The 22,418-nt window shown below is 60.6% G+C and carries 21 protein-coding genes; 12 read left to right on the top strand and 9 right to left on the bottom strand.

What is annotated here, in order from left to right; genetic code table 11:
- The 3 genes from B3V69_RS20180 to B3V69_RS20190 form a co-directional block, all read left to right on the top strand.
- A partial coding sequence (locus tag B3V69_RS20180) for an RNA polymerase sigma factor (RefSeq protein WP_296449459.1) occupies positions 1-743 on the top strand: 743 nt, incomplete at its 5' end.
- The gene (locus tag B3V69_RS20185; RefSeq protein WP_296449461.1) at positions 740-1,483 is read left to right on the top strand and encodes an anti-sigma factor; all 744 of its coding nucleotides are present in this window, start codon (positions 740-742) and stop codon (positions 1,481-1,483) included. The genes B3V69_RS20180 and B3V69_RS20185, both read left to right, overlap by 4 nt.
- Positions 1,484-1,670: 187 nt before the next feature.
- Positions 1,671-3,041 (top strand): NAD-dependent succinate-semialdehyde dehydrogenase, encoded by a 1,371-nt coding sequence (locus B3V69_RS20190; protein ID WP_296449466.1) that lies wholly within the window; start codon positions 1,671-1,673, stop codon positions 3,039-3,041.
- A gap of 36 nt (positions 3,042-3,077) precedes the next feature.
- Here the strand turns inward: B3V69_RS20190 and pqqE are convergent, their stop codons facing one another.
- From pqqE to pqqA, 5 genes are all read right to left on the bottom strand, one after another.
- Entirely contained in the window at positions 3,078-4,223 is a 1,146-nt protein-coding gene (gene pqqE, locus B3V69_RS20195) for a pyrroloquinoline quinone biosynthesis protein PqqE (protein ID WP_296449469.1), read from the bottom strand.
- The gene (pqqD, locus tag B3V69_RS20200) at positions 4,220-4,504 is read right to left on the bottom strand and encodes a pyrroloquinoline quinone biosynthesis peptide chaperone PqqD (RefSeq protein ID WP_296449473.1); all 285 of its coding nucleotides are present in this window, start codon (positions 4,502-4,504) and stop codon (positions 4,220-4,222) included. Before pqqD ends, pqqE begins: the two co-directional genes overlap by 4 nt.
- A 55-nt stretch (positions 4,505-4,559) precedes the next feature.
- The gene (gene pqqC / locus B3V69_RS20205; protein ID WP_296449475.1) at positions 4,560-5,297 is read right to left on the bottom strand and encodes a pyrroloquinoline-quinone synthase PqqC; all 738 of its coding nucleotides are present in this window, start codon (positions 5,295-5,297) and stop codon (positions 4,560-4,562) included.
- On the bottom strand, positions 5,294-6,211 hold the full coding sequence (gene pqqB, locus B3V69_RS20210; RefSeq protein ID WP_296449477.1) for a pyrroloquinoline quinone biosynthesis protein PqqB: 918 nt from the start codon (positions 6,209-6,211) through the stop codon (positions 5,294-5,296). Before pqqB ends, pqqC begins: the two co-directional genes overlap by 4 nt.
- A gap of 138 nt (positions 6,212-6,349) precedes the next feature.
- Positions 6,350-6,424 carry a pyrroloquinoline quinone precursor peptide PqqA gene (gene pqqA, locus B3V69_RS20215; protein WP_293661505.1) on the bottom strand — a complete coding sequence of 25 codons (75 nt, stop codon included), beginning with the start codon at positions 6,422-6,424 and terminating at the stop codon, positions 6,350-6,352.
- Positions 6,425-6,664: 240 nt separating this feature from the next.
- On the opposite strand from pqqA, the gene pip reads away from it, so the two are divergent.
- Genes pip through B3V69_RS20230 form a run of 3 tightly spaced genes read left to right on the top strand, consistent with a single transcriptional unit; the run spans position 6,665 to position 9,655 of the window.
- Positions 6,665-7,663: a prolyl aminopeptidase gene (gene pip / locus B3V69_RS20220; RefSeq protein ID WP_296449480.1), complete on the top strand. Its 999-nt coding sequence runs from the start codon at positions 6,665-6,667 to the stop codon at positions 7,661-7,663.
- Entirely contained in the window at positions 7,660-9,018 is a 1,359-nt protein-coding gene (locus B3V69_RS20225; RefSeq protein WP_296449483.1) for an ATP-binding protein, read from the top strand. The genes pip and B3V69_RS20225 overlap by 4 nt, the downstream gene beginning before the upstream one ends.
- A 10-nt stretch (positions 9,019-9,028) precedes the next feature.
- Positions 9,029-9,655 carry a response regulator gene (locus B3V69_RS20230; protein ID WP_296449518.1) on the top strand — a complete coding sequence of 209 codons (627 nt, stop codon included), beginning with the start codon at positions 9,029-9,031 and terminating at the stop codon, positions 9,653-9,655.
- A gap of 54 nt (positions 9,656-9,709) precedes the next feature.
- On the opposite strand, the gene B3V69_RS20235 is transcribed toward B3V69_RS20230, so the two are convergent.
- The 4 genes from B3V69_RS20235 to B3V69_RS20250 all read right to left on the bottom strand — a co-directional run bounded on the left by B3V69_RS20235 (position 9,710) and on the right by B3V69_RS20250 (position 13,192).
- Entirely contained in the window at positions 9,710-11,203 is a 1,494-nt protein-coding gene (locus B3V69_RS20235) for a methyl-accepting chemotaxis protein (RefSeq protein ID WP_296449487.1), read from the bottom strand.
- 84 nt (positions 11,204-11,287) lie between these two features.
- Entirely contained in the window at positions 11,288-11,890 is a 603-nt protein-coding gene (locus B3V69_RS20240; RefSeq protein ID WP_296449489.1) for a 3'-5' exonuclease, read from the bottom strand.
- Positions 11,891-11,894: 4 nt separating this feature from the next.
- Positions 11,895-12,482 (bottom strand): hypothetical protein, encoded by a 588-nt coding sequence (locus B3V69_RS20245; protein ID WP_296449493.1) that lies wholly within the window; start codon positions 12,480-12,482, stop codon positions 11,895-11,897.
- Positions 12,483-12,613: 131 nt separating this feature from the next.
- On the bottom strand, positions 12,614-13,192 hold the full coding sequence (locus B3V69_RS20250; protein WP_296449496.1) for a C40 family peptidase: 579 nt from the start codon (positions 13,190-13,192) through the stop codon (positions 12,614-12,616).
- A gap of 99 nt (positions 13,193-13,291) precedes the next feature.
- Between B3V69_RS20250 and B3V69_RS20255 the strand changes: the two genes are divergently transcribed.
- From B3V69_RS20255 to B3V69_RS20280, 6 genes are all read left to right on the top strand, one after another.
- Positions 13,292-14,272: an MDR family oxidoreductase gene (locus B3V69_RS20255; protein WP_296449498.1), complete on the top strand. Its 981-nt coding sequence runs from the start codon at positions 13,292-13,294 to the stop codon at positions 14,270-14,272.
- Between the two features lie 114 nt (positions 14,273-14,386).
- On the top strand, positions 14,387-14,989 hold the full coding sequence (locus B3V69_RS20260; RefSeq protein WP_296449501.1) for an isochorismatase family protein: 603 nt from the start codon (positions 14,387-14,389) through the stop codon (positions 14,987-14,989).
- 102 nt (positions 14,990-15,091) lie between these two features.
- On the top strand, positions 15,092-16,987 hold the full coding sequence (locus tag B3V69_RS20265) for a propionate--CoA ligase (protein WP_296449503.1): 1,896 nt from the start codon (positions 15,092-15,094) through the stop codon (positions 16,985-16,987).
- A 183-nt stretch (positions 16,988-17,170) separates the two neighbouring features.
- Positions 17,171-20,074 carry a 2-oxoglutarate dehydrogenase E1 component gene (locus B3V69_RS20270; RefSeq protein ID WP_296449506.1) on the top strand — a complete coding sequence of 968 codons (2,904 nt, stop codon included), beginning with the start codon at positions 17,171-17,173 and terminating at the stop codon, positions 20,072-20,074.
- Positions 20,075-20,157: 83 nt separating this feature from the next.
- On the top strand, positions 20,158-21,405 hold the full coding sequence (odhB, locus tag B3V69_RS20275) for a 2-oxoglutarate dehydrogenase complex dihydrolipoyllysine-residue succinyltransferase (RefSeq protein WP_296449509.1): 1,248 nt from the start codon (positions 20,158-20,160) through the stop codon (positions 21,403-21,405).
- A gap of 90 nt (positions 21,406-21,495) precedes the next feature.
- Positions 21,496-22,418, top strand: a 923-nt coding sequence (locus tag B3V69_RS20280; RefSeq protein ID WP_296449510.1) for an FAD-dependent oxidoreductase, incomplete at its 3' end; no start/stop codon positions are given.

The raw sequence follows: 22,418 nt of genomic DNA on the forward strand, positions 1-22,418 counted from the left end.
CACCCGGTTGGATGGCCGATGCGCGCGCTGCGTACCGTCTACAAACGACGCAACTTGGAAATCGGATGCAAGCCGACACCCTCTACTTCGTGCCGCGGGCAAGACAGGCTCATGGCATGGGGCTTCTGCCTATACTCGCCAGCATGACAAATGACAACGCCAGCCTGGAGACGCTGATCGCAAACACCGCGCAGGGTGAGCACGCCAGCTTTGCAAGAATATTTGAGCGCACCCACACGCATCTGTTTGGCGTCGCCGTGCGTATATTGGGACAAGGACATGCGGCCGAAGACGCGCTGCAAGAGGCATATGTGAGCATCTGGAAAAACGCTGGCGCCTACCGCAGTGAGATCAATGGGCAAACCATTCAGGCCATGACCTGGCTGATAGCCATCGTCCGCAACAAGGCGCTCGACGCGCTGCGCTCACGGGTGCGCCGCAAGGAGAACGAGCTTCCCGACTCAGGCGACATCGAGGAAGACGACATCAAAACCACCACCAACCCGGCCCCCAGTGCCATGCAGTTGCTGGAGCAGGCCACGCAGGCCCTGCACATCGCGGCTTGCATGCAGTCACTCGATGGCAGCTACCGCCAAAGCCTGGCGCTGGCCTATTACCAGGGCTTGTCGCACACCGAAGTGGCCACCCAAATGGGCGCACCACTGGGATCGGTCAAGGCATGGATCCGACGCGGACTGGAAAAACTCAAAGCGTGCCTGAGCGCGCAAGGGGTGGTGGCATGAGGTATACCGACCCGACACTGCTGGAACACTTGGCTTCGGCCTATGTGCTGGGCACTTTGCACGGAGGCGCCAGGCGGCGTTTCGAGCGGCTGCAACGTGACCGCATGGATGTCGCCCTGCTGGTCGCGCAATGGGAAATGCGGCTGGGTCAACTGGCCAACTCAATCCCGGCGCAGCAGCCTTCACCGAAACTGTGGGCCGCGATCTCGGCGCGCACACGCCCCCAGGCGGCCCCTGCGGCCGCAATGCGACGTGCGCCTTGGGCTGGCTGGCGGAAACCTGCCGGCTTCGGCCTGGGTGGGTTGGCCGGCGGCATGATCGCCGCCACGCTGCTGTTTGTCAGCGCACCGGCACTGTTCGTGTCGACCGACCAAATCGCCATGCGCACGGGAGAAATTCTGCCGCAAAGCTATGTCGGCGTGCTCTCCGACGCGCAGGGTAACGGCAAACTGCTGGTCAGTTCACTGCGCCATGGCAAGACCGTGGCATTCAAGGTGATTGGCCCCATCACCGCGCCAAGCAGTGGGCGCCTGGTGCTGTGGGCGCTGCCAGTCGACGGGCCAGCCTTTTCGCTGGGCACGGTCCCCAGCAGTGGCAAGGCGGTTGCACAACTGACCGACACCTCGGAGAAGCTGCTGTCCAAAGTTGGCAAGCTGCTGGTGACCTTGGAGACCAGCGCTACGCCGACCGGTCCGAGCGAGACTATTGTTTTGAGCGGCAATTGCGCCAAACTGTGGTGAGTCCACCGGCTTGTTACGCCGCAGGCAACTGAGTGGGCGCATCGGGACCCTCAATACCCCTGAGCGCTTGATGTTTTACGACGGCCGCGTGCACGGCTGCAGCGATTACCCCACACTGCAGCGGCAGGCGGCATAAGACTTTTTTTCAGATTGCCACTTATCCATTCACTGATTCAAGGAGGAAACCATGGCTTACCAAAGCACCAACCCCTACGACGGTCAAGTCCTTCAGACCTTCGCGCAGATTGACGCCGCGCAGCTCGAAGCAAAGCTCCAGCAGGCATCCCGCTGTTTTGAAAACGACTGGCGCCTTAAAAGCTATGCCGAACGCGCGACCGTCCTGGCGCGCGCCGCCGCCATCCTGCGTGAGCGCTCGCAAGAGTTTGCCCAGCTCATCACACTGGAGATGGGCAAGCTGATCCGGCAAAGCCTGGGCGAAGTCGCCTTGAGCGCGGCCATCCTGGACTACTACGCCGACAATGCCGAGCGCTTTCTGGCACCTGAAAAGCTGTCTACCCGTGGCGGCGAAGCGATGGTGGAAAGCAGCCCGATTGGCGTGCTGTTTGGCGTTGAGCCGTGGAACTATCCGTATTACCAGATCGCCCGCTTTGCCGCGCCCAACCTGATGGCTGGCAATGTGGTGATGGTGAAACACGCCTCCAGCGTGCCGCAATGTGCGTTGGCCTTCGAGCGGCTGATGCAGGAAGCGGGCGCGCCCGCCGGCGCCTACACCAATCTGTTTCTTTCCAAGGACCAGGTTGCCCAGGTCATAGACGATGCACGCATCCGGGCCGTGGCGCTCACCGGCAGCGAAGCCGCAGGCGCGGTGGTGGCGGCGCGGGCCGGGCAGAATCTGAAGAAAACCACCATGGAACTCGGCGGCAGCGACGCCTTCATCGTGCTGGAAGATGCCGATCTCGACAAGGCGGTGAAACACGCCGTTAGCGGGCGGATGGACAACTCAGGCCAGGCCTGTACCGCGTCCAAGCGTTTCATCGTGGTGGACGCGCTGGCCGATCGTTTCCTGGAAAAATTCCAGGCAGCGCTTGAAACCTTCAAACCCGGCGATCCGATGGACAAGCAAACCACGCTGGCGCCGCTGTCCTCGGCCGAGGCGCTCAAGAACTTGCTGGGGCAGGTGGAGGGCGCGGTCGCCCAGGGCGCGCGCGTGCTGGTCGGCGGCAAACGTATCGACGGCCAGCCCGGCGCGTTCATGCAGCCGACGATCCTGACCGATATCAGCAAAAGCAATCCGGCTTACAAAGAAGAGTTCTTTGGCCCGGTCGCCCTGTTTTTTCGGGTGGCCGACGAGGATGCCGCCGTGGCCCTGGCCAACGATTCGCCGTTTGGCCTGGGCGGCTCGGTGTTCACGCAGGATATCGAGCGCGGCAAACGGCTGGCGCGCCGGATTGATACCGGCATGATGTTCATCAATTCGGGCGCCGCATCGTCACCTGAGCTGCCTTTCGGCGGCGTCAAGAATTCCGGTTACGGCCGCGAACTGTCGGGCGCGGGCATACAGGAATTTGTCAACAAAAAGCTGATTCGGGTGAGTTGAGCGTTGGCAGGATAAAGACCGGTCGAAGACGCGCTTTCATGCTTCGGTATTGGAATCGGTGAGTCGGTGCGAGGCCTTCGGGTCGCGAAACACCAGGGGTTTGACCACGCTGCGCTGGGCATCCGGTATCTGGGCGTAGGCCACCGCCTCTTGCACCCGGTGGTGGGCAGGTGACTTGTCGCATACCGCATCGGCGTTGGCGGCATCGCCTGTCAGCATGAAGGCCTGGCAGCGGCAGCCGCCCAGGTCTTTTTCCTTTTCAGGGCAAGTACGGCAGGGGTCTTTCATCCAGCGATCGCCACGGAAGTGGTTGAAGCCCGGCGAGGCGTACCAGACATCCTGAATGCTCATTTCCCTGACATTGGGGAAGTCCAGGCCGGGGATCATTTTGGCGGTGTGGCAAGGCAGCGCCGTTCCGTCGGGGGTGATGGTCAGGAACACGTTGCCCCAGCCGTTCATGCATTTCTTGGGGCGGGTTTCATAGTAGTCGGGCACCACGAAGAAGATGCGCAGCTGGTTGCCCAGCTTGTCGCGCCAGGCGTTGGTGACGCGCTCGGCCCGTTCGAGCTGCTCGCGCGAAGGCAGCAGTCCATCGCGGTTGAGTTCGGCCCAGGAGTAATACTGGCTGTTGGCCAGTTCCAGGTACTCGGCGCCGAGCTCCACCGCCAGTTCAATGATCTGTTCGATGTAGTCGATGTTGAGCCGGTGGATCACGCAGTTGAGCACCATGGGCCAGCCGTTGGCCTTGATCATCCGGGCCGTGCGACGCTTGAGGTCGAAGGTCTTGGTGTGCGAGAGGAAGTCGTTGAGCTCGCGGGTCGAGTCCTGGAACGAGAGCTGGATGTGATCGAGACCGGCGAGTTTGAGCGCGGCGGCACGCGCTTCGGTCAGGCCGACGCCGGAGGTCAGCAGGTTGGTGTAGAAGCCCAGGCGGTGGGCCTCGGTGACTAGCACTTCAAGGTCGTCGCGCAGCATGGGTTCACCGCCGGAGAAGCCGCACTGCACGCTGCCGGCGGCACGCGCTTCGCGCAGCACGCGCAGCCAGTCGTCGGTCGACAGCTCCGGCCCGACCTTGGCAAAATTCACCGGGTTATAGCAGAACACGCAGTGCAGCGGGCAGCGGTAGGTTAGCTCGGCCAGCAGCCACAGCGGCGGGCCGGGCGTGGCCAAAGCGCCGCTCATGGCTTGACCCAGCCCTGGCGCTGTGCCACCGCCAGAAAATCGAGCACGTCGGCGGCCAGCGCCGTGGTCTCGAACGCGCGCTCCAGCTCGTCAATCAGGGCTTGCACGGTTTTCTCGCCGTCCAGGCGCTGCATGATTTCGCCGGCGCTGCCGTTGAGTTTGACCATGCCCTCGGGGTACAGCAGGACCCAGGCCTTTTGCACCTCTTCCCATTGCAGGCGGAAATGACCTGCCACCCGGGGCCGGTCGTCCAGACCGATGGCTGTTTGTGGCGTGCTCATGGGGTAAGCTCCGCGCCGTGCGCTGCGGTATTCGCCTTGGGAGCGGCCCGGCTGCTCATGCCTTGGGGCCCTTGATCTCGATCTCGCACTGGCTGAGCATGATGGCATCGGCCAGCGCCCACAGAACGTCGAGCTTGAACTGGAGAATTTCCAGTGCCCGTTCCTGCAGGGCGCGGGTCTGGCTGAAGTAGTCCAGCGTGAAATGCAGGCCATGCGCCACATCGCGCCGGGCTTGGGTCAGGCGCTGTTTGAAGTAGTGCAGGCCGGCGGCATCGACCCAGGGGTATTGGGTCGGCCAGGTGTCGATGCGCTGCTGGTGGATGTGCGGGGCGAACAGCTCGGTCAGGCTGGAGGCCACGGCTTCCTGCCAGGGCTGGCGGCGGGCGAAGTTGACATAGGCGTCGACCGCAAAGCGTGCTGCCGGCGCCAGATAGCGCAGGGTGGTGACATCGTCGCGCGACAGGCCGACGGCCTCGCCCAGCCGGATCCAGGCTTCGATGCCGCCCGGGTCCTGGATGCCGCCGATGTGGTAGCCGTCATGGTCCAGAATGCGCTGGATCCATTCGCGCCGGATCTCGCGGTCATTGCAGTTCGACAGGATCGCTGCGTCCTTGAGCGGGATCGATATCTGGTAGTAGAACCGGTTGGCGACCCAGCCCTGCAATTGCCCTCGCGTGAGCGTGCCCTGGGCCATCATCAGGTGGAAGGGGTGGTGGATGTGGTAGCTGCTGCTCTTGCCGCGCAGCCGGGCTTCGAATTCTTGCTTGCTCCACGGTGCGGGCGTGCTGCTCATAGTTCAATCTCCATGCCGTCATGGGCCACCTCGATGCCGCGGCGCGTCAGCGCTTCCCGCTGCGGACTGTCTTCGTCGAGGATGGGGTTGGTGTTGTTGATGTGAATCAGGACCTTGCGGGTGCTGGCCGGCAACTGGTCCAGCCACTCCAGCATGCCGCCGGGCCCGCTTTGTGGCAGGTGGCCCATGGCGCGCGAGGTTTTTTGCGAGGCGCCCAGCGCGATCATTTCATCGTCGCTCCACAGGGTGCCGTCGACCAGCACGCAGTCGGCGGCCTGCATCGCAGTCCAGACATGGGGCTCCATCTGGCCCAGGCCGGGGGCGTAGAACAGGCGTTTGCCGGAGGCGGTGTCGGTGATGGTCACACCAACGTTGTCGCCGGGCTGGGGCCGGTCCCGATGCGGTGAATAAGGCGGTGCATTGCTGATCAGGGGCAGGGCCGTGAAGTGCAGGCCGGGTACACCCTCCATGTTGAATCCCGAGTCGCCCAGAGATACATCACGCCAGTTGACGCCACAGTAGTGCTCCAGCACCCTGAGCAGGGGGTTGCCGCTCATCAGGTCTTCGCGCACCAGCGCATGGCACCACAGCTCAAGCGGCTGGCGATGCTCGCGCAGCATGTACAGGCCGGTGGTGTGATCGATCTGCGCGTCAATCAGGAAGATAGCGCGAATGGCGGTGTCACGCAGGGCTCGCGCTGGCTGCAAAGCGGGAAAACTTCGGATTTGCTGGAGGATGTCGGGTGAGGCATTGAACAACACCCAGTTGTCATGGTCGGCACTGACGGTGATGGACGACTGGGTCCGCGCCGTCACGCGTTTGCTGCCTTGGCGGTACCCATCGCAATTGGGGCAATTGCAGTTCCACTGAGGAAATCCACCGCCTGCTGCGGAACCTAGAACATGTATTTTCAAACGGGAGTATTCCTGATATCGGCTCAGCACAAAACCGCATGCCAGCCGGGAGCGGCCCAGAGGCGGGTCACGGGCGGGGTTGAAAAAAAATCACACATGCAGCCCGCCGGGTGGCCCCGGCGGGCTGGCTGGACGGGATCAGCGATTGGCGATGTACATCGTGATTTCAAAGCCAAAGCGCATGTCGCTGGCAGCGGGTTTTTCCCATTTCATTCAGTGTCTCCTGTGTGTTTTTTCCGCAAGACGCGGTTTGACGTGCCCGCAGCGCATCTGCCGACACGGAAAACAGTTTGCTCTGTTTTGTCGGTTCGAGGCATCGAGAAAATATGGATTGGAGCCTCATGATTTTCATGATTTTCACGCGTTCGATAGGGGCCTTGCTGCTTGAGGTGTGCGGGTCGCCGTATTCAGGCCGGAATGGCGCTAGCATGGTGACCATGAAAAGAGACCTCTTTGCCTGATGCGCTGTACCCGCCGCTGGAGCCCTTTGCGTCCGGCTGGCTCGATGTGGGTGATGGCCACCGAATTTACTACGAGCAATGCGGGGAAACCGAGGGTTTACCCCTGATTTTTTTGCACGGAGGCCCCGGCAGTGGCTGCTCGCCACGGCATCGCCAGCTGTTTGATCCAGTGCGCTGCCGCGCCGTTCTCTTCGACCAGCGGGGCTGTGGCCGCAGCCTGCCCCGGGGGGCGCTGCATGCCAACACCAGCGACCATCTGGTGGCCGACATCGAGCGTCTGCGCCAGCATTTGGGTATTGCGCGTTGGCTGGTCGTGGGCAGCTCGTGGGGCGCGGGACTGGCGCTGGCCTATGCGGCGGCCCACCCCGCGTCCTGCCTGGGGCTGGTGTTGCGGGGGGTGTTTCTGGGACGGACCTCGGATCAGGACTGGTTTTTTCAGCACGCCGGGCAGTTCTTGCCCGATGCCTGGGCGGCGCTGGCACAGCGGGCTCCGCTGGCCGCGCGCGGGAACCTGCTGCGCTGGCTCAGTGCGGGCCTGCATGGCGATCAGCCGCAAGAGGCGCTGGCGCGATCCAGGGACTGGGAGGCCTGGGAGGCGGCGCTGTCGCAGCCCCAATCCATGCCACCGCGGGCTGATCTTCCCGCTGGCGACGCCGCCGCAACGCGGGTGGACAAGTACCGGGTGCAAAGCCACTACCTGATGAATGGCTGTTTCTGGGGCGATGCCGACCTGCTGTCGCGGGCCCGCCGCCTGGCGTCGGTCCCAACGGCTATTCTGCATGGCCGCCTGGACTGGATTTGCCGCCCGCAGGCGGCGTGGGAGCTACACCACAGTCTGCCAGGCAGTCGCTTGCAGTGGGTGGATGGTTGCGGTCACAGCCCCTTTGAACCGGCCATGGCACGGGCTCTGGCGCAGGCGGTCCTGCACCATGCAACGCACGGTCATTTCGCGACGTGGGGACAGCGGTTTCCTGAAGCGGGGTCGGCATGAGTCTGCGACTGCAAGTTAACCTGATCATCACCACCTTGCTGGGGATTTTTGCCTCGCTGCTGATCGGCTTGCAGATTGACAACACGCGGCGCAGCGTGCACGAGGAAGTTGTTGGAGCCAATGTGGTGGCGATCCAGTTGCTGTCGCGGATGAACTGGGTGTACGGTTATAGCGGGCTGGAGGGCATGACCGAATTCCTGACCCAGGTCGGCCGGATCCGGTCCAATGAAGTCGAGCTCTACGACGATCAAGGCCAACTGATCTACCACTCGCCACTGCCGACCTACAAGGCGGGGCGGGAAGCGCCCCAATGGTATTCCGGCATCGTGTCGCCCCCGCTGGTCCCGAAAGAGATCCGCCTGTCCAACGGGCGCATCCTGTTGCGGGCGGATCCGTCGCGCGCCACGCTTGATGGCTGGGATGATCTGCGCCCCATGTTGTGGATGGTTCTGGCTGGCTTTGTGTTGTGCAACGTGCTGGTGTATGCCCTGGTCGGGCGGGCGATGAAGCCTCTGCACCGGGTGGTGCAGGGCTTGCGCAGCATTGCACAGGGGGCTTACGACACGCGCTTGCCTGCATTGTCCGGCCGTGAAGGACGTCTGATCAGCCATGCCTTCAACGGTATGGCACAGTCTGTGCAGGACAGTGTCCTGGCCAGGCGCCAGGCGCAGGAAGCAACCCAGGCACTGGCCGAGAACCGCGAACTGACACAAATTATCCAGGCGCGCATTGAACAAGAGCGAGGCGCCATTGCACGTGAACTGCATGATGAACTGGGGCAGCAGGTCACCGCCATCAAGAGCGTGGGCCTGGCCATCGCGCGCCGGGCTGCGGGACAGGATGCGTCGATCGAGCAGTCGGCCCGGCTGGTGATGGATTGCGCGGACCAGATCTACGATGGGGTGCACCGGCTGATTTCCAAGCTGCGTCCCCTGGCACTGGACCGCTTTGGCCTGCGCGACGCGCTGCAGGACCTGCTGGACGACTGGCGGGAGCCCCACCCCGGCGTTGTCTTGAGCCTGAGGATGAGCGGGCCGCTCGATGGCCTGGACGATGCGCTGTCCACGGCGGTCTACCGCATTGTTCAAGAAGCGGTCAACAACGCCCTGCGCCACGCGCAGGCCAGTCGCATTGATGTGAATATTCATGTTTTGGCTGGCTGGCTGCAATTGGAGGTTGCCGATAATGGAGCGGGACGGCTGGAAGCGTTTCAGGCACCGGGCCGCTATGGCGTGCTGGGCATGCGCGAGCGTGCACAGGCCCAGGGGGGCAGCTTTGACCTCGACCAGATCGAACCGGCCGGTGTGCGGGTCCGGGTCAGCCTGCCGATGACCAGACAACAAGAAGGTGAATAGATTGAAAGTCATGCTGGTAGATGACCACGCGGTGGTGCGCATGGGCTTCAAGCTCTTGCTGCAGGCGTGTGACGACATTGAGGTGGTGGCGGAAGCCGCCAGCGGGGAAGAGGCCTGCCAGATCTATGAGGCGGCCGCGCCCGATGTGGTGGTGATGGACATTGCCATGGCCGGCATTGGCGGCATCGAAGCCATCAAGCGTTTGCTGGCCAAGAATGCGAGCACGCGCATTCTGGCCCTGTCCGCCCATGAGGACACGAGCCATCCCAAGCGAGCCTTGCAGGCGGGCGCGCTGGGCTATCTGTCCAAACGCAGTGCGCCGGAAGTCCTGATCGACGCCATCCGGGCCATCGCCAGGGGGCAGCGTTATCTGGACGCCCAGATTGCCCAGCGCATGGCCTTGCAGGATCTCAGTGGTGACAAAGAGCCGATGGAAAAACTCTCGGCGCGGGAGTTCGAGGTGTTTGTCCAGCTCGCGCGCGGCCAGTCCGTGGCTCAGATTTCGGAGACGCTCAAACTTTCAAGCTCCACCGTGGGCACGCACCTTTACAACATCAAGCAAAAGCTGGGTTTGATCAACCAGGCCGAAATGACTTTGCTGGCAGTCCGTTATGGGTTGATCGATGTTGCGGCTTAGGACCCACGCGAAATTGTGCCATGAAAACGGCTCAAGCCTCGCGGGGCAGGGTGATCACTGGACGTAACAGCCACAGGTCAGAATCGCATTTTCAATGCGCTCCACGTAGACAGATTTTTCTCTGATCTCAGTGGTCACGGGATGTGCAAACTTGTAACGCACCCAGCCGGAAGCCTTGTTGGCGACGGTCGCTATCATGTCGCGAACATAGGGCTTGCCGTCTGGGTCCTTGATGTTGATCGCTTCCGCACCATCGAAATGGCGATTGGTCCCATGCGCAAGTACGACACCATTCATATCGTAAATGGCGATGTAGAGATCCTTGTTGAGCAACTGACTTTTGTTGAGTTTTTTGACCTCTTGCACCAGCGCAGGCAGACCTTGTTGCCGCGCTAACGCTAGCGCTTGCCTGACCAGTTCCTGCGCCTCTTCTGCGTTGCCGATTTCCGAGCCGAGGTTGAAATGCTCGACGGCGTGCGCCAGTGCCAAGGCGCTTTCATTGAGCGATGAGGCTGATTTCAGCGCACTCTCTACCAAGGTGGAATTTTCCTGAAGGATGCCATCGAACTGGGCAACCGCCATATTGACCTGTGCGATCCCGGCGCTCTGTTCCTGGCTGGCGGTGGCGATGCCGCTCATCAGCGTGGCGACCTCCTTGATGGAGGTGACGACATCGCCCATCGTTTTTCCAGCATTGTTGACCAGCTTGCTGCCGGAATCGACCTTGTTCACAGAGTCGTTGATGAGGGTCTTGATTTCCTTGGCAGCTTCTGCCGAGCGCTGCGCCAGACTGCGAACTTCGGCAGCCACCACTGCAAAACCGCGTCCCTGTTCACCGGCGCGTGCTGCTTCCACTGCGGCATTGAGCGCCAGAATATTGGTTTGAAACGCGATGCCATCGATGACGCTGATGATGTCAACGATCTTGTGCGAACTCTGCTTGATCGACTCCATGGTGGCCACAACGCGCCCCACTTCCTGGCCTCCTTTTGTCGCATGATCGGACGCGGCGCCCACCAGAAGATTGGCCCGGACCGAATTCTCGGTGTTTTGATTGACGGTAGCCGTCAGCTGTTCCAGTGAGGCACTGGTCTGCTCCAGCGAACTTGCCTGCGTTTCGTTGCGCGATGAGAGTGCCGTATTGTCGTTGGTGACACGCCGGGAGATGGTTTCGATGGCGACGGAGCTGTTGCGTACTTCGCGCACGAGGTTGAACAGGTTCATGCTGGTGTCCTCCAGCGCTTGGCGCATCTCGCCGACCTCACCGAGCGCCAGTTCGGAAAACTTACCCGTCAAATCGCCAGTGCTGATTTGCTTGCCGACCGTTACCGCCTCGCGCAACTGTTTTACCAGACTGCGGTGCATCCACCGGGTAGACAGGACGACGCACAGCACTGCGATCAAAGCTACGCTGATGCCCACCACGCGTTGAATTCCCTCTGTATTGAGTACGGCCATGAGACTAACGGCGACAAGCGCACACACGACGATGGCGCCGTTGAGGAACAGGAGCGAATCAATCTGAATTTTTGCAAAAGGGTTTCGCATAGGCCATTCCTTATGTGGGACGTTTCGGGATATATGTCATTCTTGATTTTGACCGATACGCATTGCCTTGCGAGTCAATGGGTGTCAAAAATCCATTGACAAGCCAAGCGCGTGAAAAACCTTGATTGCCGCCCAGGCGTCGTTGGCGGAATAGACGATCTGGCTTTCCGACAGCTGCCGGTTGGCCCAGTTCGAGGTGGTGGCCTTTCTCGACTTTAAAAAACGCCGGTTGAACACCACCGCCACGGCGCCTCTGACGCCGAGCTCTTTCACGTAGCCTTTTTCCCTGAAAACCACATTGAGGTCGAGCACGTTTTTGGGTCGTACGCCCAAAGTGCGCATGATTTGCACATGGTCACCGGCCAGGCCAAATCCAACCTTGGCAATGCTGTCTGCTACCAGCAGCTGAGAAACAGTCTCGCAGCACCCCGCGTCATGCAGTTGGAAGACATAAGCCTTGTGCAGCGTGGAAAACTGCACGACGTGCGGCCCCTCGGACACTTCCGCTTTGGCAAAGGTCGGTTTGGACTCGGTATCGAAGCCCAGCACCGTGCTGGCGCCCAGCGCAAGGAATGCGACTTCGGCCTCCTGCCGGGTGGAAACCACCACGATATCGCCCAACCCGAGTCGGCTCAGGGGTTCAAGCGCTGCTATTTCATCTTTGGTCGGCGACGGTAGACGCGGCATGGGCTTATTTCTTCTTGCCGAGGGCGACGCGGAACTCCTCCAACAGGGCTTCATAGTCGGTAGCGTCGCCGTAGTCCAGAAACCGGTTGTAGTGGGAGTGTGTGCCCAGGATCTTTTGAGCGTGTTTGATCGGGCAAAAGTAACTTTCGGTCCGGGCCAGGATCTCACTCATATAGCCAATGAGTCCGCTGCCATAGGCACAGTAGGTGCAATGGAATTTCTCGATGAAATTGAGGTAGGCGAGGTGTTGCCGGTCGAACACGATGTAGTCGGAGCGTCGCACTCTGGTGATGCCGTAAATCGGGAAACAGGTGAACTGGTAGAAGCTGACACACAGGTCCAGCATCATTAGCGGGAACACCATCGCGTAAATGATGGGGCCGGTGATCAGGTTCTGCGGGCGGTTGGTGACAAGCCACCGAAAGAAATTGGTCTTGAGTTTGCGGTGCGCTTCTTTCACAGAGCGTTCGAACTCCACCCGCTTGCCCTTGATCTGGAAGAACATCTTGTTCTCTTGTTCGTTGACTGCATTGCGCAGATCATTTTCAAGCGCTGCCATTTGGGCAAGTATCTGGGTAATTCGTTCGTTCATGGGACTCCTGTAGCGGCAATGGATGCCGGCTCAATGGGGGCGCAAAGGCCAAGTATCAGGGGCGTTTTTAGCTCCTGGCCCACGTGGAATGGGTGCTATGTGCTATTGAAGCGATAGCAATTAGTTTTGAATCAGCGTACCGCTGCTTCAGCCACTGGGAGGGCCTGAGGCGCTGGGGTCTCTGGCGCGGCGGTTTGCACCCGACGGGCGCCGTCAAAACGGTGGTTCCAGTACGCCAAGCCCATGTCTTCCACCCGCACTTCGGCACCGGGTTTGGGGGAATGAATGAATTTACCTTCGCCCACATAGATGCCGACATGGCTGAAAGCGCGCCGCATGGTGTTGAAAAAAACCAGATCGCCGGGTTGTAGGTCGGCTCGCTCTATTTTTTGGGTGGCGGCAGCTTGCTGCTCGGCTTTACGCGGCAGGATCAGGCCCAGGGTTTGCTCAAACATGGCTTTGACGAAGCCGCTGCAGTCGAAGCCGGTTTCCACCGTATTGCCGCCACGCCGGTACGGCACGCCGAGAAAGCCCATGGCCGTGAAAACCAGTTCAGACGCTTTTTCGCTGACCGACTGGCGCACATGGTCAATTCGCGCCAACAGGCCTTTGTCAGCGAGGAATCGATCCATGTCATCGCCCGTCCCGGCTGGACTGGCATGTGCACTAAGGGCAAACAAAAAGGCAACTAGGGCGGCGGGGATTCGCATGGCGGGTAGGATACTTGCAGTTCAAGCGCCGTGTCAAGTTAAAGCGTTTTTTAAATTAACCGCGTAACTTGTTGATTTTTATATATTTTCAAGGTTTATATGTTCAAGGCATTGTTGTTGGAAAACGCCGACGGGTTCAAGGCATCGGTTCAGCAGGTGGACGAATCGCGGCTGCCGCCGGGCGATGTGACCGTTGCCGTTGCTTACTCCACCCTGAATTACAAGGACGGACTCGCCATCACCAACAAGGGCCCGGTGGTGCGAAGCTGGCCCATGGTGGCGGGTATCGATGGTGCCGGCACGGTGATCGAGTCCAGCCATCCGGACTGGAAGGCGGGCGATGTATTTGTTCACAATGGTTGGGGCGTCGGTGAGGCGCACTGGGGCTGCCTGAGTGAGAAAGCACGGCTCAAGGGCGATTGGCTGGTCAAGTTGCCGACCGTATTTACCCCGCGCCAAGCCATGGCCATTGGCACGGCGGGTTATACCGCCATGCTGTGCGTCTTGGCGTTGGAAGACCATGGCGTCAAACCGGACGCGGGTGAAGTGCTGGTCACCGGCGCCACCGGCGGTGTGGGCAGCGTGGCGATCGCCTTGTTGGGCAAACTGGGCTATACCGTGGTGGCGGTCACGGGCAAAGCGGGTGAGGAAGCGTATCTCAAGTCGCTGGGGGCCAGCAGCATCGTGGATCGGGCGCTCTTGGCCAATCCCGGCAAGCCGTTCCAGAAAGAGCGCTGGGCGGCGGTGGTGGATGCCGTCGGTTCGCACACCCTGGCCAACGCCCTGGCCCAGACACGTTACGGCGGTGTGGTGGCCGCCTGCGGGCTGGCGCAGGGCATGGACTTGCCCACGACGGTGATGCCCTTCATTTTGCGTGGCGTGACGCTGGCGGGCATTGATTCGGTCATGGCGCCGCTGGCCAAACGCAAGCGCGCCTGGGAGCGCTTGGCGCAGGACCTCGACGCCACCCTGCTGGAGTCGATGATTCAAGAGGTTTCGCTTGAAGGTGCCATTGACAAGGCGCATGAGTTGATGGCGGGCAAAGTGCGGGGCCGGGTGGTGGTTAAGACCGGCCTTTGAGTTTGGGTTGCGGGGTCAGGCCCGGCTAGCGGCAACGGGTGACTGCAGATCGCGGACACCTGCGGTTTAATCAGCCATTGCTCGAATTAGCTCAACCTCTCCAGAAAGTTTGCCATGTTGCTCGACGCCGCTGAATCTCAACTCGTTTTGGTCGACTACCAAATCCAACTGATGCCCGCCATTTTTGAAGGTTCCCTGGTGCTGGCTAATGCGGTGCGCCTGGGGCAGCTGGCCCGACTGATGGAAGTGCCGGTGTGGGGCACTGAACAGAACCCGTCCAAACTGGGCGAAAACGTGGCCGAGGTCAGGGCCTTGGCCGCTCAGACCTTGAGCAAGATGCATTTCAGCGGCGTGGAGGAAGGCTTGGGCGAATGGTTGCGTCCGCCCGCCAAACCCGTGGCAGGCAATGCCCGCAGCTTGCCCAAGCACTTGCAAAAGCCCGCAGCGAATGCGGACGAGCGCAACACGGTGGTGATCGCCGGTTGCGAAGCGCATATCTGCCTGCTGCAAACCGCCCTTGATTTGCTGGAAGACGAGTTCGATGTCTGGGTGGTGACCGACGCCTGCAGCTCGCGCACCGAGCGCAACCGGGACGCAGCGTTTGACCGGTTGGCCGGTGCAGGGGCGGAGCTCGTGACGACCGAGATGGTGGCGTTTGAGTGGCTACGCACCGCGGAACACCCGGCTTTCCAGGCGGTTCAGGCGCTGATCAAGTAAGGTTTCAAGGGTCTTGCCGACTGGATGTGGGTAAGTCAGGCTGTTGCAAGCTGCCTATTTATAATTATGAATTCAGTTTACGACCCGACTGGAGACAAAATAATGACAACGTATGCCGATTTCTATCGTCGCTCCCTCACCGAGCGTGACGCTTTTTGGGCCGAACAGGCCCAACTCATTGAATGGAAAACCCAGCCTCGGCAAATTTGCGACTACAGCAATCCACCGTTTGCCAACTGGTTTGTGGGCGGCACCACCAATTTGTGCCACAACGCGGTGGATCGGCATCTCAAAGACCGACCCGACCAAGCGGCGTTGATCTTCGTCTCCACCGAGACCAACGACGAAAAGGTCTATTCCTTTCGCGAACTGCATGCCGAAGTACAACGCATGGCGGCCGCCCTCAAGGACTTGGGCGTGCAAAAGGGCGATCGGGTTCTGATTTACATGCCCATGATCGCCGAAGCGGCGTTTGCCATGTTGGCCTGCACACGCATTGGCGCGATTCACTCGGTGGTGTTCGGTGGCTTTGCCTCGGGCTCGCTGGCCTCGCGTATTGAAGACGCCGAGCCCAAGTTGATCATCAGCGCCGATGCCGGCTCGCGCGGCGGCAAGGCGGTTGCCTACAAACCCTTGCTGGACGAAGCGATTCGCCTCTCCAGCTACAAGCCGGACGCCGTGCTGCTGGTCGATCGTCAGCTGGTTGCTATGAATTTAATAGCTGGTCGCGACCATTTGTGGGGGGCTTTGCGGCAAAAACACTTCAATACGGTGGTGGATTGCGAGTGGGTGGACGCCACGCACGCCAGCTATACGCTCTACACCAGCGGCACCACCGGCAAGCCCAAAGGCGTGCAGCGCGACACCGGTGGCTATGCCGTGGCGCTGGCCGCCAGCATGAAGCATATTTACTGCGGCAATGCGGGAGAAACTTATTTTTCCACCAGCGACATTGGTTGGGTGGTGGGCCACAGCTACATCGTCTATGGGCCCCTGATCGCCGGCATGGCGACCATCATGTATGAAGGTCTGCCCACACGTCCGGACGGTGGTATCTGGTGGAGTCTGGTCGAGAAATACAAAGTCACCGTGATGTTCAGCGCGCCCACGGCGGTGCGGGTGTTGAAGAAGCAAGACCCGGCTTTGCTCACGAAATACGACCTCTCCAGTCTGCGCGCCCTGTTCCTGGCCGGTGAGCCCCTGGACGAACCCACCGCCCAGTGGATCAGTCAGGGCTTGGGCAAGCCGATCATCGACAACTACTGGCAGACCGAGACCGGCTGGCCGATCCTTTCCCTCTGCAATGGGGTGGAACCCATGGCCACCAAGTTCGGCTCACCCGGCAAGGCCGTCTATGGCTACAACGTCAAGCTGCTGGATGACCAGACCGGCGAGGAGTTGACCGGCCCCAACCAGAAAGGCGTGGTCGCCATCGAAGGCCCGTTGCCGCCGGGTTGCTTGCAGACCGTGTGGCGTGACGATGAGCGTTTCGTCAAAACCTATTGGTCCAGCGTGCCGGGCAAAATGGTTTACAGCACCTTTGACTGGGGTATTCGCGATGCCGATGGTTACTTCTTCATCCTGGGTCGCACCGATGACGTGATCAACGTGGCCGGGCACCGCCTGGGTACGCGCGAGATTGAAGAAAGCATCTCGGCCCATCCCAATATTGCCGAGGTGGCGGTGGTGGGAGTGGCCGATCAGCTCAAGGGCCAGGTGGCCATGGCCTTTGCCGTGGTCAAAGACGCCAGCCTGCTGACCGATGACGCTGCACGCCTCAAGCTGGAGGGCGAGATCATGAAGCTGGTCGACAACGATCTCGGTGCCGTGGCCCGGCCAGCGCGCGTGCGCTTTGTCACTATCCTGCCGAAAACCCGTAGCGGCAAGCTGCTGCGGCGGGCTGTGCAGGCGGTCTGTGAAGGCCGTGATCCTGGCGATCTGACCACCATGGACGACCCGGCAGCGCTGCAGCAAATCAAGGATTTGATAACGGGGTAGCTCGGCGCTCGATGCCCGCGATTTTATGCAGGGCTTCTTTTGGTGGCACAATCGCGGGCGTTACTAGGCCCTTCCCCGCCACAGTCGCATCCGCCAAACGGTTCAGCCGTGACGCGGAAGGTTAATCAACAAGCAGCTTTAACCAGCTAATGTTCCCTGAAGGGGAACGGAGGTCAGCGGAATATGAGTGAGACTACGTCCCAAGCGGCGACTACGACGGCATCGGCGCCTTCGTCGGTTTATCAAGCCTACGAGGCAAATACCTATCTTTTTGGTGGCAACGCACCGTACGTCGAAGAGATGTACGAAAACTATCTTGCCAACCCAGGCAGCGTGCTCGACACCTGGCGTGATTATTTCGATGCGTTGCAACATGTGCCCGCCGTGGATGGCAGCAATGCCAAGGACGTGCCTCACCTGCCGGTAGTCAATGCCTTTGCCGAACGCGCCAAACGCGGTGGCACCAAAGTTGTCGTGGCCAGCGTCGACGCTGAAATGGGGCGCAAGCGCACGGCGGTGCAGCAGTTGATTGCGGCGTACCGCAATGTGGGCGCGCGCTGGGCCGATCTGGACCCCCTGAAACGTGCGGAGCGCGAAAAAATTCCTGAGCTCGAGCCCTCGTTCTACGGCTTCAGTGACGCTGACCAGGAAGCTGTGTTCAACACCAGCAATACCTTCTTCGGCAAAGAAACCATGAGCTTGCGCGAGTTGATGAACGCGCTGCGTGAGACGTATTGCGGCACGATTGGTGCCGAATACATGTACACCACGGATCAGAACCAGAAGCGCTGGTGGCAGCAAAAGCTGGAGAGCATTCGCAGCAAGCCCACTTTTACCGCAGAGAAAAAGACACATATCCTGGACCGTTTGACGGCGGCTGAGGGGTTGGAGCGTTTCTTGCACACCAAATACGTGGGGCAAAAGCGTTTTTCACTCGAAGGGGGTGAGAGCTTTATCGCCGCCATGGACGAACTCATTCAGCTGGCGGGCGCCAAAGGCGTGCAGGAGATTGTCATTGGCATGGCCCACCGCGGCCGCCTGAACGTGCTGGTCAACTCGCTGGGCAAGATGCCCGCTGATTTGTTTGCCGAGTTCGACCATACCGCGCCCGAAGAGTTGACCAGTGGTGACGTGAAATACCACCAGGGCTTCAGTTCCGATGTGTCGACCGCCGGCGGGCCGGTGCACTTGGCACTGGCCTTCAATCCCTCGCACCTGGAGATCGTGAACCCGGTCGTGGAAGGCTCGGTGCGTGCCCGCATGGATCGCCGTGCCGATCCGCACGGCAAGCAGGTGCTGCCGGTGCTGGTGCACGGCGACGCGGCCTTTGCTGGCCAGGGCGTGATCATGGAAACGCTGGCGCTGGCCGAAACGCGGGGTTACTCCACGGGTGGCACGGTGCACATCGTGATCAACAACCAGATCGGTTTCACCACCAGCGACCCGCGTGACAGCCGCTCCTCTTTGTATTGCACGGACATCGTCAAGATGATCGAGTCGCCGGTGCTGCACGTGAACGGCGACGATCCCGAGGCCGTGGTGCTGGCCACGCAACTGGCCCTGGAGTTCCGCATGGAATTCCGCAAGGACGTGGTGGTCGACATCATTTGCTTCCGCAAGTTGGGCCACAACGAGCAGGACACACCTGCGCTGACGCAGCCCCTGATGTACAAGAAGGTCGCCCAGCATCCTGGTACTCGTCGTCTGTATGCCGACAAGCTGTCGGCCCAGGGCTTCGGTGCGGAGCTCGGTGATGACATGGTCAAAGCCTTTCGTGCCGCCATGGACGCCGGCAAACATACGCAAGATCCTGCGCTGACCAATTTCAAGAGCAAGTACGCGGTGGACTGGTCGCCTTACTTGGGCAAGAAGTGGACGGACGCTGCCGACACGGCCATTCCGATGGCCGAATGGAAACGTTTGGCGGAGCGCATGACGACCCTGCCGGACACGATTGCACCGCACCAGCTGGTGAAGAAGGTCTATGCCGACCGGGCAGCGATGGGATGCGGCGAGATTCCCGTGGATTGGGGCATGGGCGAACACATGGCGTTTGCCTCGCTGGTGGCCAGCGGCTACCCGGTGCGCCTGAGCGGTGAGGATTGTGGCCGCGGCACGTTTACCCACCGGCACGCCGTAATTCACGACCAGAATCGTGAAAAATTTGACGAAGGAATCTACACACCGCTGGAAAACGTCGCGGACGGGCAAGCCCCCTTTGTGGTGATCGACTCCATCCTGTCCGAGGAGGCGGTGCTGGCGTTTGAGTATGGCTATGCATCCAATGACCCCAGCACGCTGGTCATCTGGGAAGCCCAGTTTGGCGATTTCGTCAATGGGGCACAGGTGGTGATCGATCAGTTCATCGCTTCGGGCGAGGTGAAGTGGGGCCGGGTCAACGGCATCACACTGATGCTGCCGCACGGCTACGAAGGCCAGGGCCCGGAGCACAGCTCGGCGCGCCTGGAGCGCTTCATGCAGCTCAGCGCTGACAGCAATATGCAGGTGGTACAGCCCACCACGGCCAGCCAGATATTCCACGTGCTGCGCCGCCAGATGGTTCGCAACCTGCGGAAACCGCTGATCATCATGACGCCCAAATCGCTGCTGCGCGCCAAGGATGCGGCTTCGCCGCTGAGCGAGTTCACCAAGGGCGGCTTCCAGACGGTGATCCCGGAAAACAAGGCGCTCAAGGCCGACAAGGTCAAACGCGTGGTGGTCTGTTCCGGCAAGGTGTACTACGACCTGGTGAAGAAGCGTGAAGAAAAGGGCGCCGACGACGTGGCCATCCTGCGCGTGGAACAGCTTTATCCGTTCCCGCACAAGGTGTTTGCCGCCGAGCTCAAGAAGTACCCCAATGCGACCGAGCTTGTCTGGTGCCAGGATGAGCCGCAAAACCAGGGTGCCTGGTTTTTCGTTCAGCATTACATCCACGAAAACATGGCTGATGGGCAAAAGCTGGGCTACTCGGGACGTGCTGCCTCTGCCTCGCCGGCGGTGGGTTACGCGCATCTGCATCTGGAGCAGCAGAAAGCGCTGGTTGAAGGCGCGTTTGGCAAGCTCAAAGGTTCGATCCTGAGCAAATAGAGACGTCTTGACGAGTTGGGTCAGACTTTGCTCGCTGCGGTCTGTCCCGCCAGGCTTGAAAAATATATACCGAAAGAATTGATATGGCTATCGTAGAAGTAAAAGTTCCGCAGCTGTCGGAATCCGTGGCTGAGGCCACCATGCTGCAATGGAAGAAGAAGGTGGGGGACGCCGTTGCAATCGACGAAATCCTGATTGAGATCGAAACTGACAAAGTGGTGCTGGAAGTGCCAGCCCCTGCGGCCGGGGTGCTGGTTGAGTTGCTGGTGGGTGACGGCGGCACGGTCGCGGCCGAACAGTTGATTGCCCGCATTGACACCGAAGGCAAGACCGGGGCCGCTGTTGCTGTGCCAGCGTCGGTTGCCGTGATGGTGTCTGCTGCGGCCGCGACTGCGGGTGCCTCGATGGCCGGTGTGCCCATGCCAGCTGCTGCCAAACTGATGGCGGACAAGCAGCTGGCAGCCGGAACCGTTGCCGGTACCGGCAAAGATGGTCGGGTCACCAAGGGCGACGTCTTGGGTGCGGTGGCCGCCGCTTCTGCTCCTAAAATTGTAGCTGCTTCTGCAATGCCGGCGAGGGCTACAGCTGCTTTATTGCCACAAGTTGCAGCGCCGGCGGTGTCCCTGGGTGAGCGCCCCGAGCAACGCGTGCCCATGAGCCGTTTGCGCGCCCGCGTGGCGGAACGTCTGTTGCAGTCGCAGTCCACCGCCGCGATTTTGACCACCTTCAACGAGGTCAATATGGCGCCGGTCATGGAAATGCGCAAACGCTTCCAGGACAAGTTCGAGAAAGAACACGGCGTCAAGATTGGCTTCATGAGCTTCTTCGTCAAGGCGGCGGTGCATGCCCTGAAGAAATTTCCGATGCTCAACGCCTCGGTTGACGGCAACGACATCGTCTACCACGGCTACTTTGACATCGGCATTGCAGTCGGGTCACCGCGCGGCCTGGTGGTGCCCATTTTGCGCAATGCGGACCAGATGAGCTTTGCCGAGATCGAGAAGAAGATTGCCGAGTACGGCGCCAAGGCCCGTGACGGCAAACTGGGCATTGAAGAGATGACCGGCGGCACGTTCTCGATCAGCAATGGCGGCACCTTCGGCTCGATGCTGTCGACGCCCATCATCAACCCGCCGCAGTCGGCCATTTTGGGCGTGCACGCGACCAAAGACCGGGCCGTGGTGGAAAACGGTCAGGTGGTGGTGCGTCCCATCAACTACCTCGCCATGAGCTACGACCACCGCATCATTGACGGCCGCGAAGCCGTCCTCGGTTTGGTGGCGATGAAAGAGGCGCTGGAAGATCCGGCCCGCCTTCTCTTTGACATCTAAATCGCACGCCTGACAGACCTACCTTTTTTGGCCGGACTGCCGGTCCGTGCCATCGGTGGGTCTTTCTTCTACTGACTAAATGGAATTTTCATGAGCAAACAATTCGACGTGATCGTCATCGGCGCAGGCCCGGGCGGCTACATCGCTGCCATTCGTGCCGCGCAACTGGGGATGAATGTTGCCTGTATCGACGAATGGAAAAACAGCAAGGGCGGGCCGGCACTGGGCGGCACCTGCACCAACGTGGGCTGTATTCCAAGCAAGGCGCTGCTGCAGTCGTCCGAGCATTTTGACCATGCCAGTCATCACTTTGCCGAGCACGGCATTTCGGTCTCCGGCCTGAGTCTGGACGTGAGCAAAATGGTGGCCCGCAAGGACAGCGTGGTCAAGCAGAACAACGACGGCATTCAGTACCTTCTGAAGAAAAACAAGGTCAGTTTCTTCCACGGTCGGGGCTCCTTCGTGAAGGCGGTCGATGGCGGCTACGAGATCAAGGTCGCCGGGACGGTCGAGGAAATCCTGCTGGGCAAGCAGGTCATTGTGGCGACCGGCTCCAACGCGCGGGCTTTGCCGGGTACGCCGTTTGACGAGGAAATGATTCTCTCCAACGACGGTGCGCTGCGCTTGGGCGCCGTGCCCAAAAAGCTGGGCCTCATTGGCTCGGGTGTGATCGGGCTGGAGATGGGCTCGGTCTGGCGTCGTCTGGGCTCTGAAGTCACCATTCTGGAAGGTTTGCCCACGTTTTTGGGCGCCGCTGACGAACAGATTGCCAAGGAAGCGCACAAGGTCTTCGTCAAACAAGGACTCAAGATTGAGCTCGGCGTCACGGTCGGCGAGGTCAAGACCGGCAAGAAGGGCAAAGATTCACAAGTTAGCGTGGCCTGGACCAACGCCAAGGGCGAAGCCCAGACGCTGGACGTGGACAAGCTGATCGTGTCGATTGGCCGTGTGGCCAACACCATCGGCCTGAACGCCGATGCCGTGGGCCTGAAGCTCGACGAGCGCGGTGCGAT

Source organism: Rhodoferax sp. UBA5149 (assembly GCF_002413825.1).
Classification (GTDB): Bacteria; Pseudomonadota; Gammaproteobacteria; order Burkholderiales; family Burkholderiaceae_C; genus Rhodoferax.

Coding starts and splice junctions, on each gene's coding strand:
- B3V69_RS20185 (WP_296449461.1), top strand. CDS start 740: ATGAGGTATACCGACCCGACACTGCTGGAACACTTGGCTTCGGCCTAT.
- B3V69_RS20190 (WP_296449466.1), top strand. CDS start 1,671: ATGGCTTACCAAAGCACCAACCCCTACGACGGTCAAGTCCTTCAGACC.
- pqqE (WP_296449469.1), bottom strand. CDS start 4,223: ATGAGCGGCGCTTTGGCCACGCCCGGCCCGCCGCTGTGGCTGCTGGCC.
- pqqD (WP_296449473.1), bottom strand. CDS start 4,504: ATGAGCACGCCACAAACAGCCATCGGTCTGGACGACCGGCCCCGGGTG.
- pqqC (WP_296449475.1), bottom strand. CDS start 5,297: ATGAGCAGCACGCCCGCACCGTGGAGCAAGCAAGAATTCGAAGCCCGG.
- B3V69_RS20225 (WP_296449483.1), top strand. CDS start 7,660: ATGAGTCTGCGACTGCAAGTTAACCTGATCATCACCACCTTGCTGGGG.
- B3V69_RS20230 (WP_296449518.1), top strand. CDS start 9,029: ATGCTGGTAGATGACCACGCGGTGGTGCGCATGGGCTTCAAGCTCTTG.
- B3V69_RS20235 (WP_296449487.1), bottom strand. CDS start 11,203: ATGCGAAACCCTTTTGCAAAAATTCAGATTGATTCGCTCCTGTTCCTC.
- B3V69_RS20240 (WP_296449489.1), bottom strand. CDS start 11,890: ATGCCGCGTCTACCGTCGCCGACCAAAGATGAAATAGCAGCGCTTGAA.
- B3V69_RS20245 (WP_296449493.1), bottom strand. CDS start 12,482: ATGAACGAACGAATTACCCAGATACTTGCCCAAATGGCAGCGCTTGAA.
- B3V69_RS20250 (WP_296449496.1), bottom strand. CDS start 13,192: ATGCGAATCCCCGCCGCCCTAGTTGCCTTTTTGTTTGCCCTTAGTGCA.
- B3V69_RS20255 (WP_296449498.1), top strand. CDS start 13,292: ATGTTCAAGGCATTGTTGTTGGAAAACGCCGACGGGTTCAAGGCATCG.
- B3V69_RS20260 (WP_296449501.1), top strand. CDS start 14,387: ATGTTGCTCGACGCCGCTGAATCTCAACTCGTTTTGGTCGACTACCAA.
- B3V69_RS20265 (WP_296449503.1), top strand. CDS start 15,092: ATGACAACGTATGCCGATTTCTATCGTCGCTCCCTCACCGAGCGTGAC.
- B3V69_RS20270 (WP_296449506.1), top strand. CDS start 17,171: ATGAGTGAGACTACGTCCCAAGCGGCGACTACGACGGCATCGGCGCCT.
- odhB (WP_296449509.1), top strand. CDS start 20,158: ATGGCTATCGTAGAAGTAAAAGTTCCGCAGCTGTCGGAATCCGTGGCT.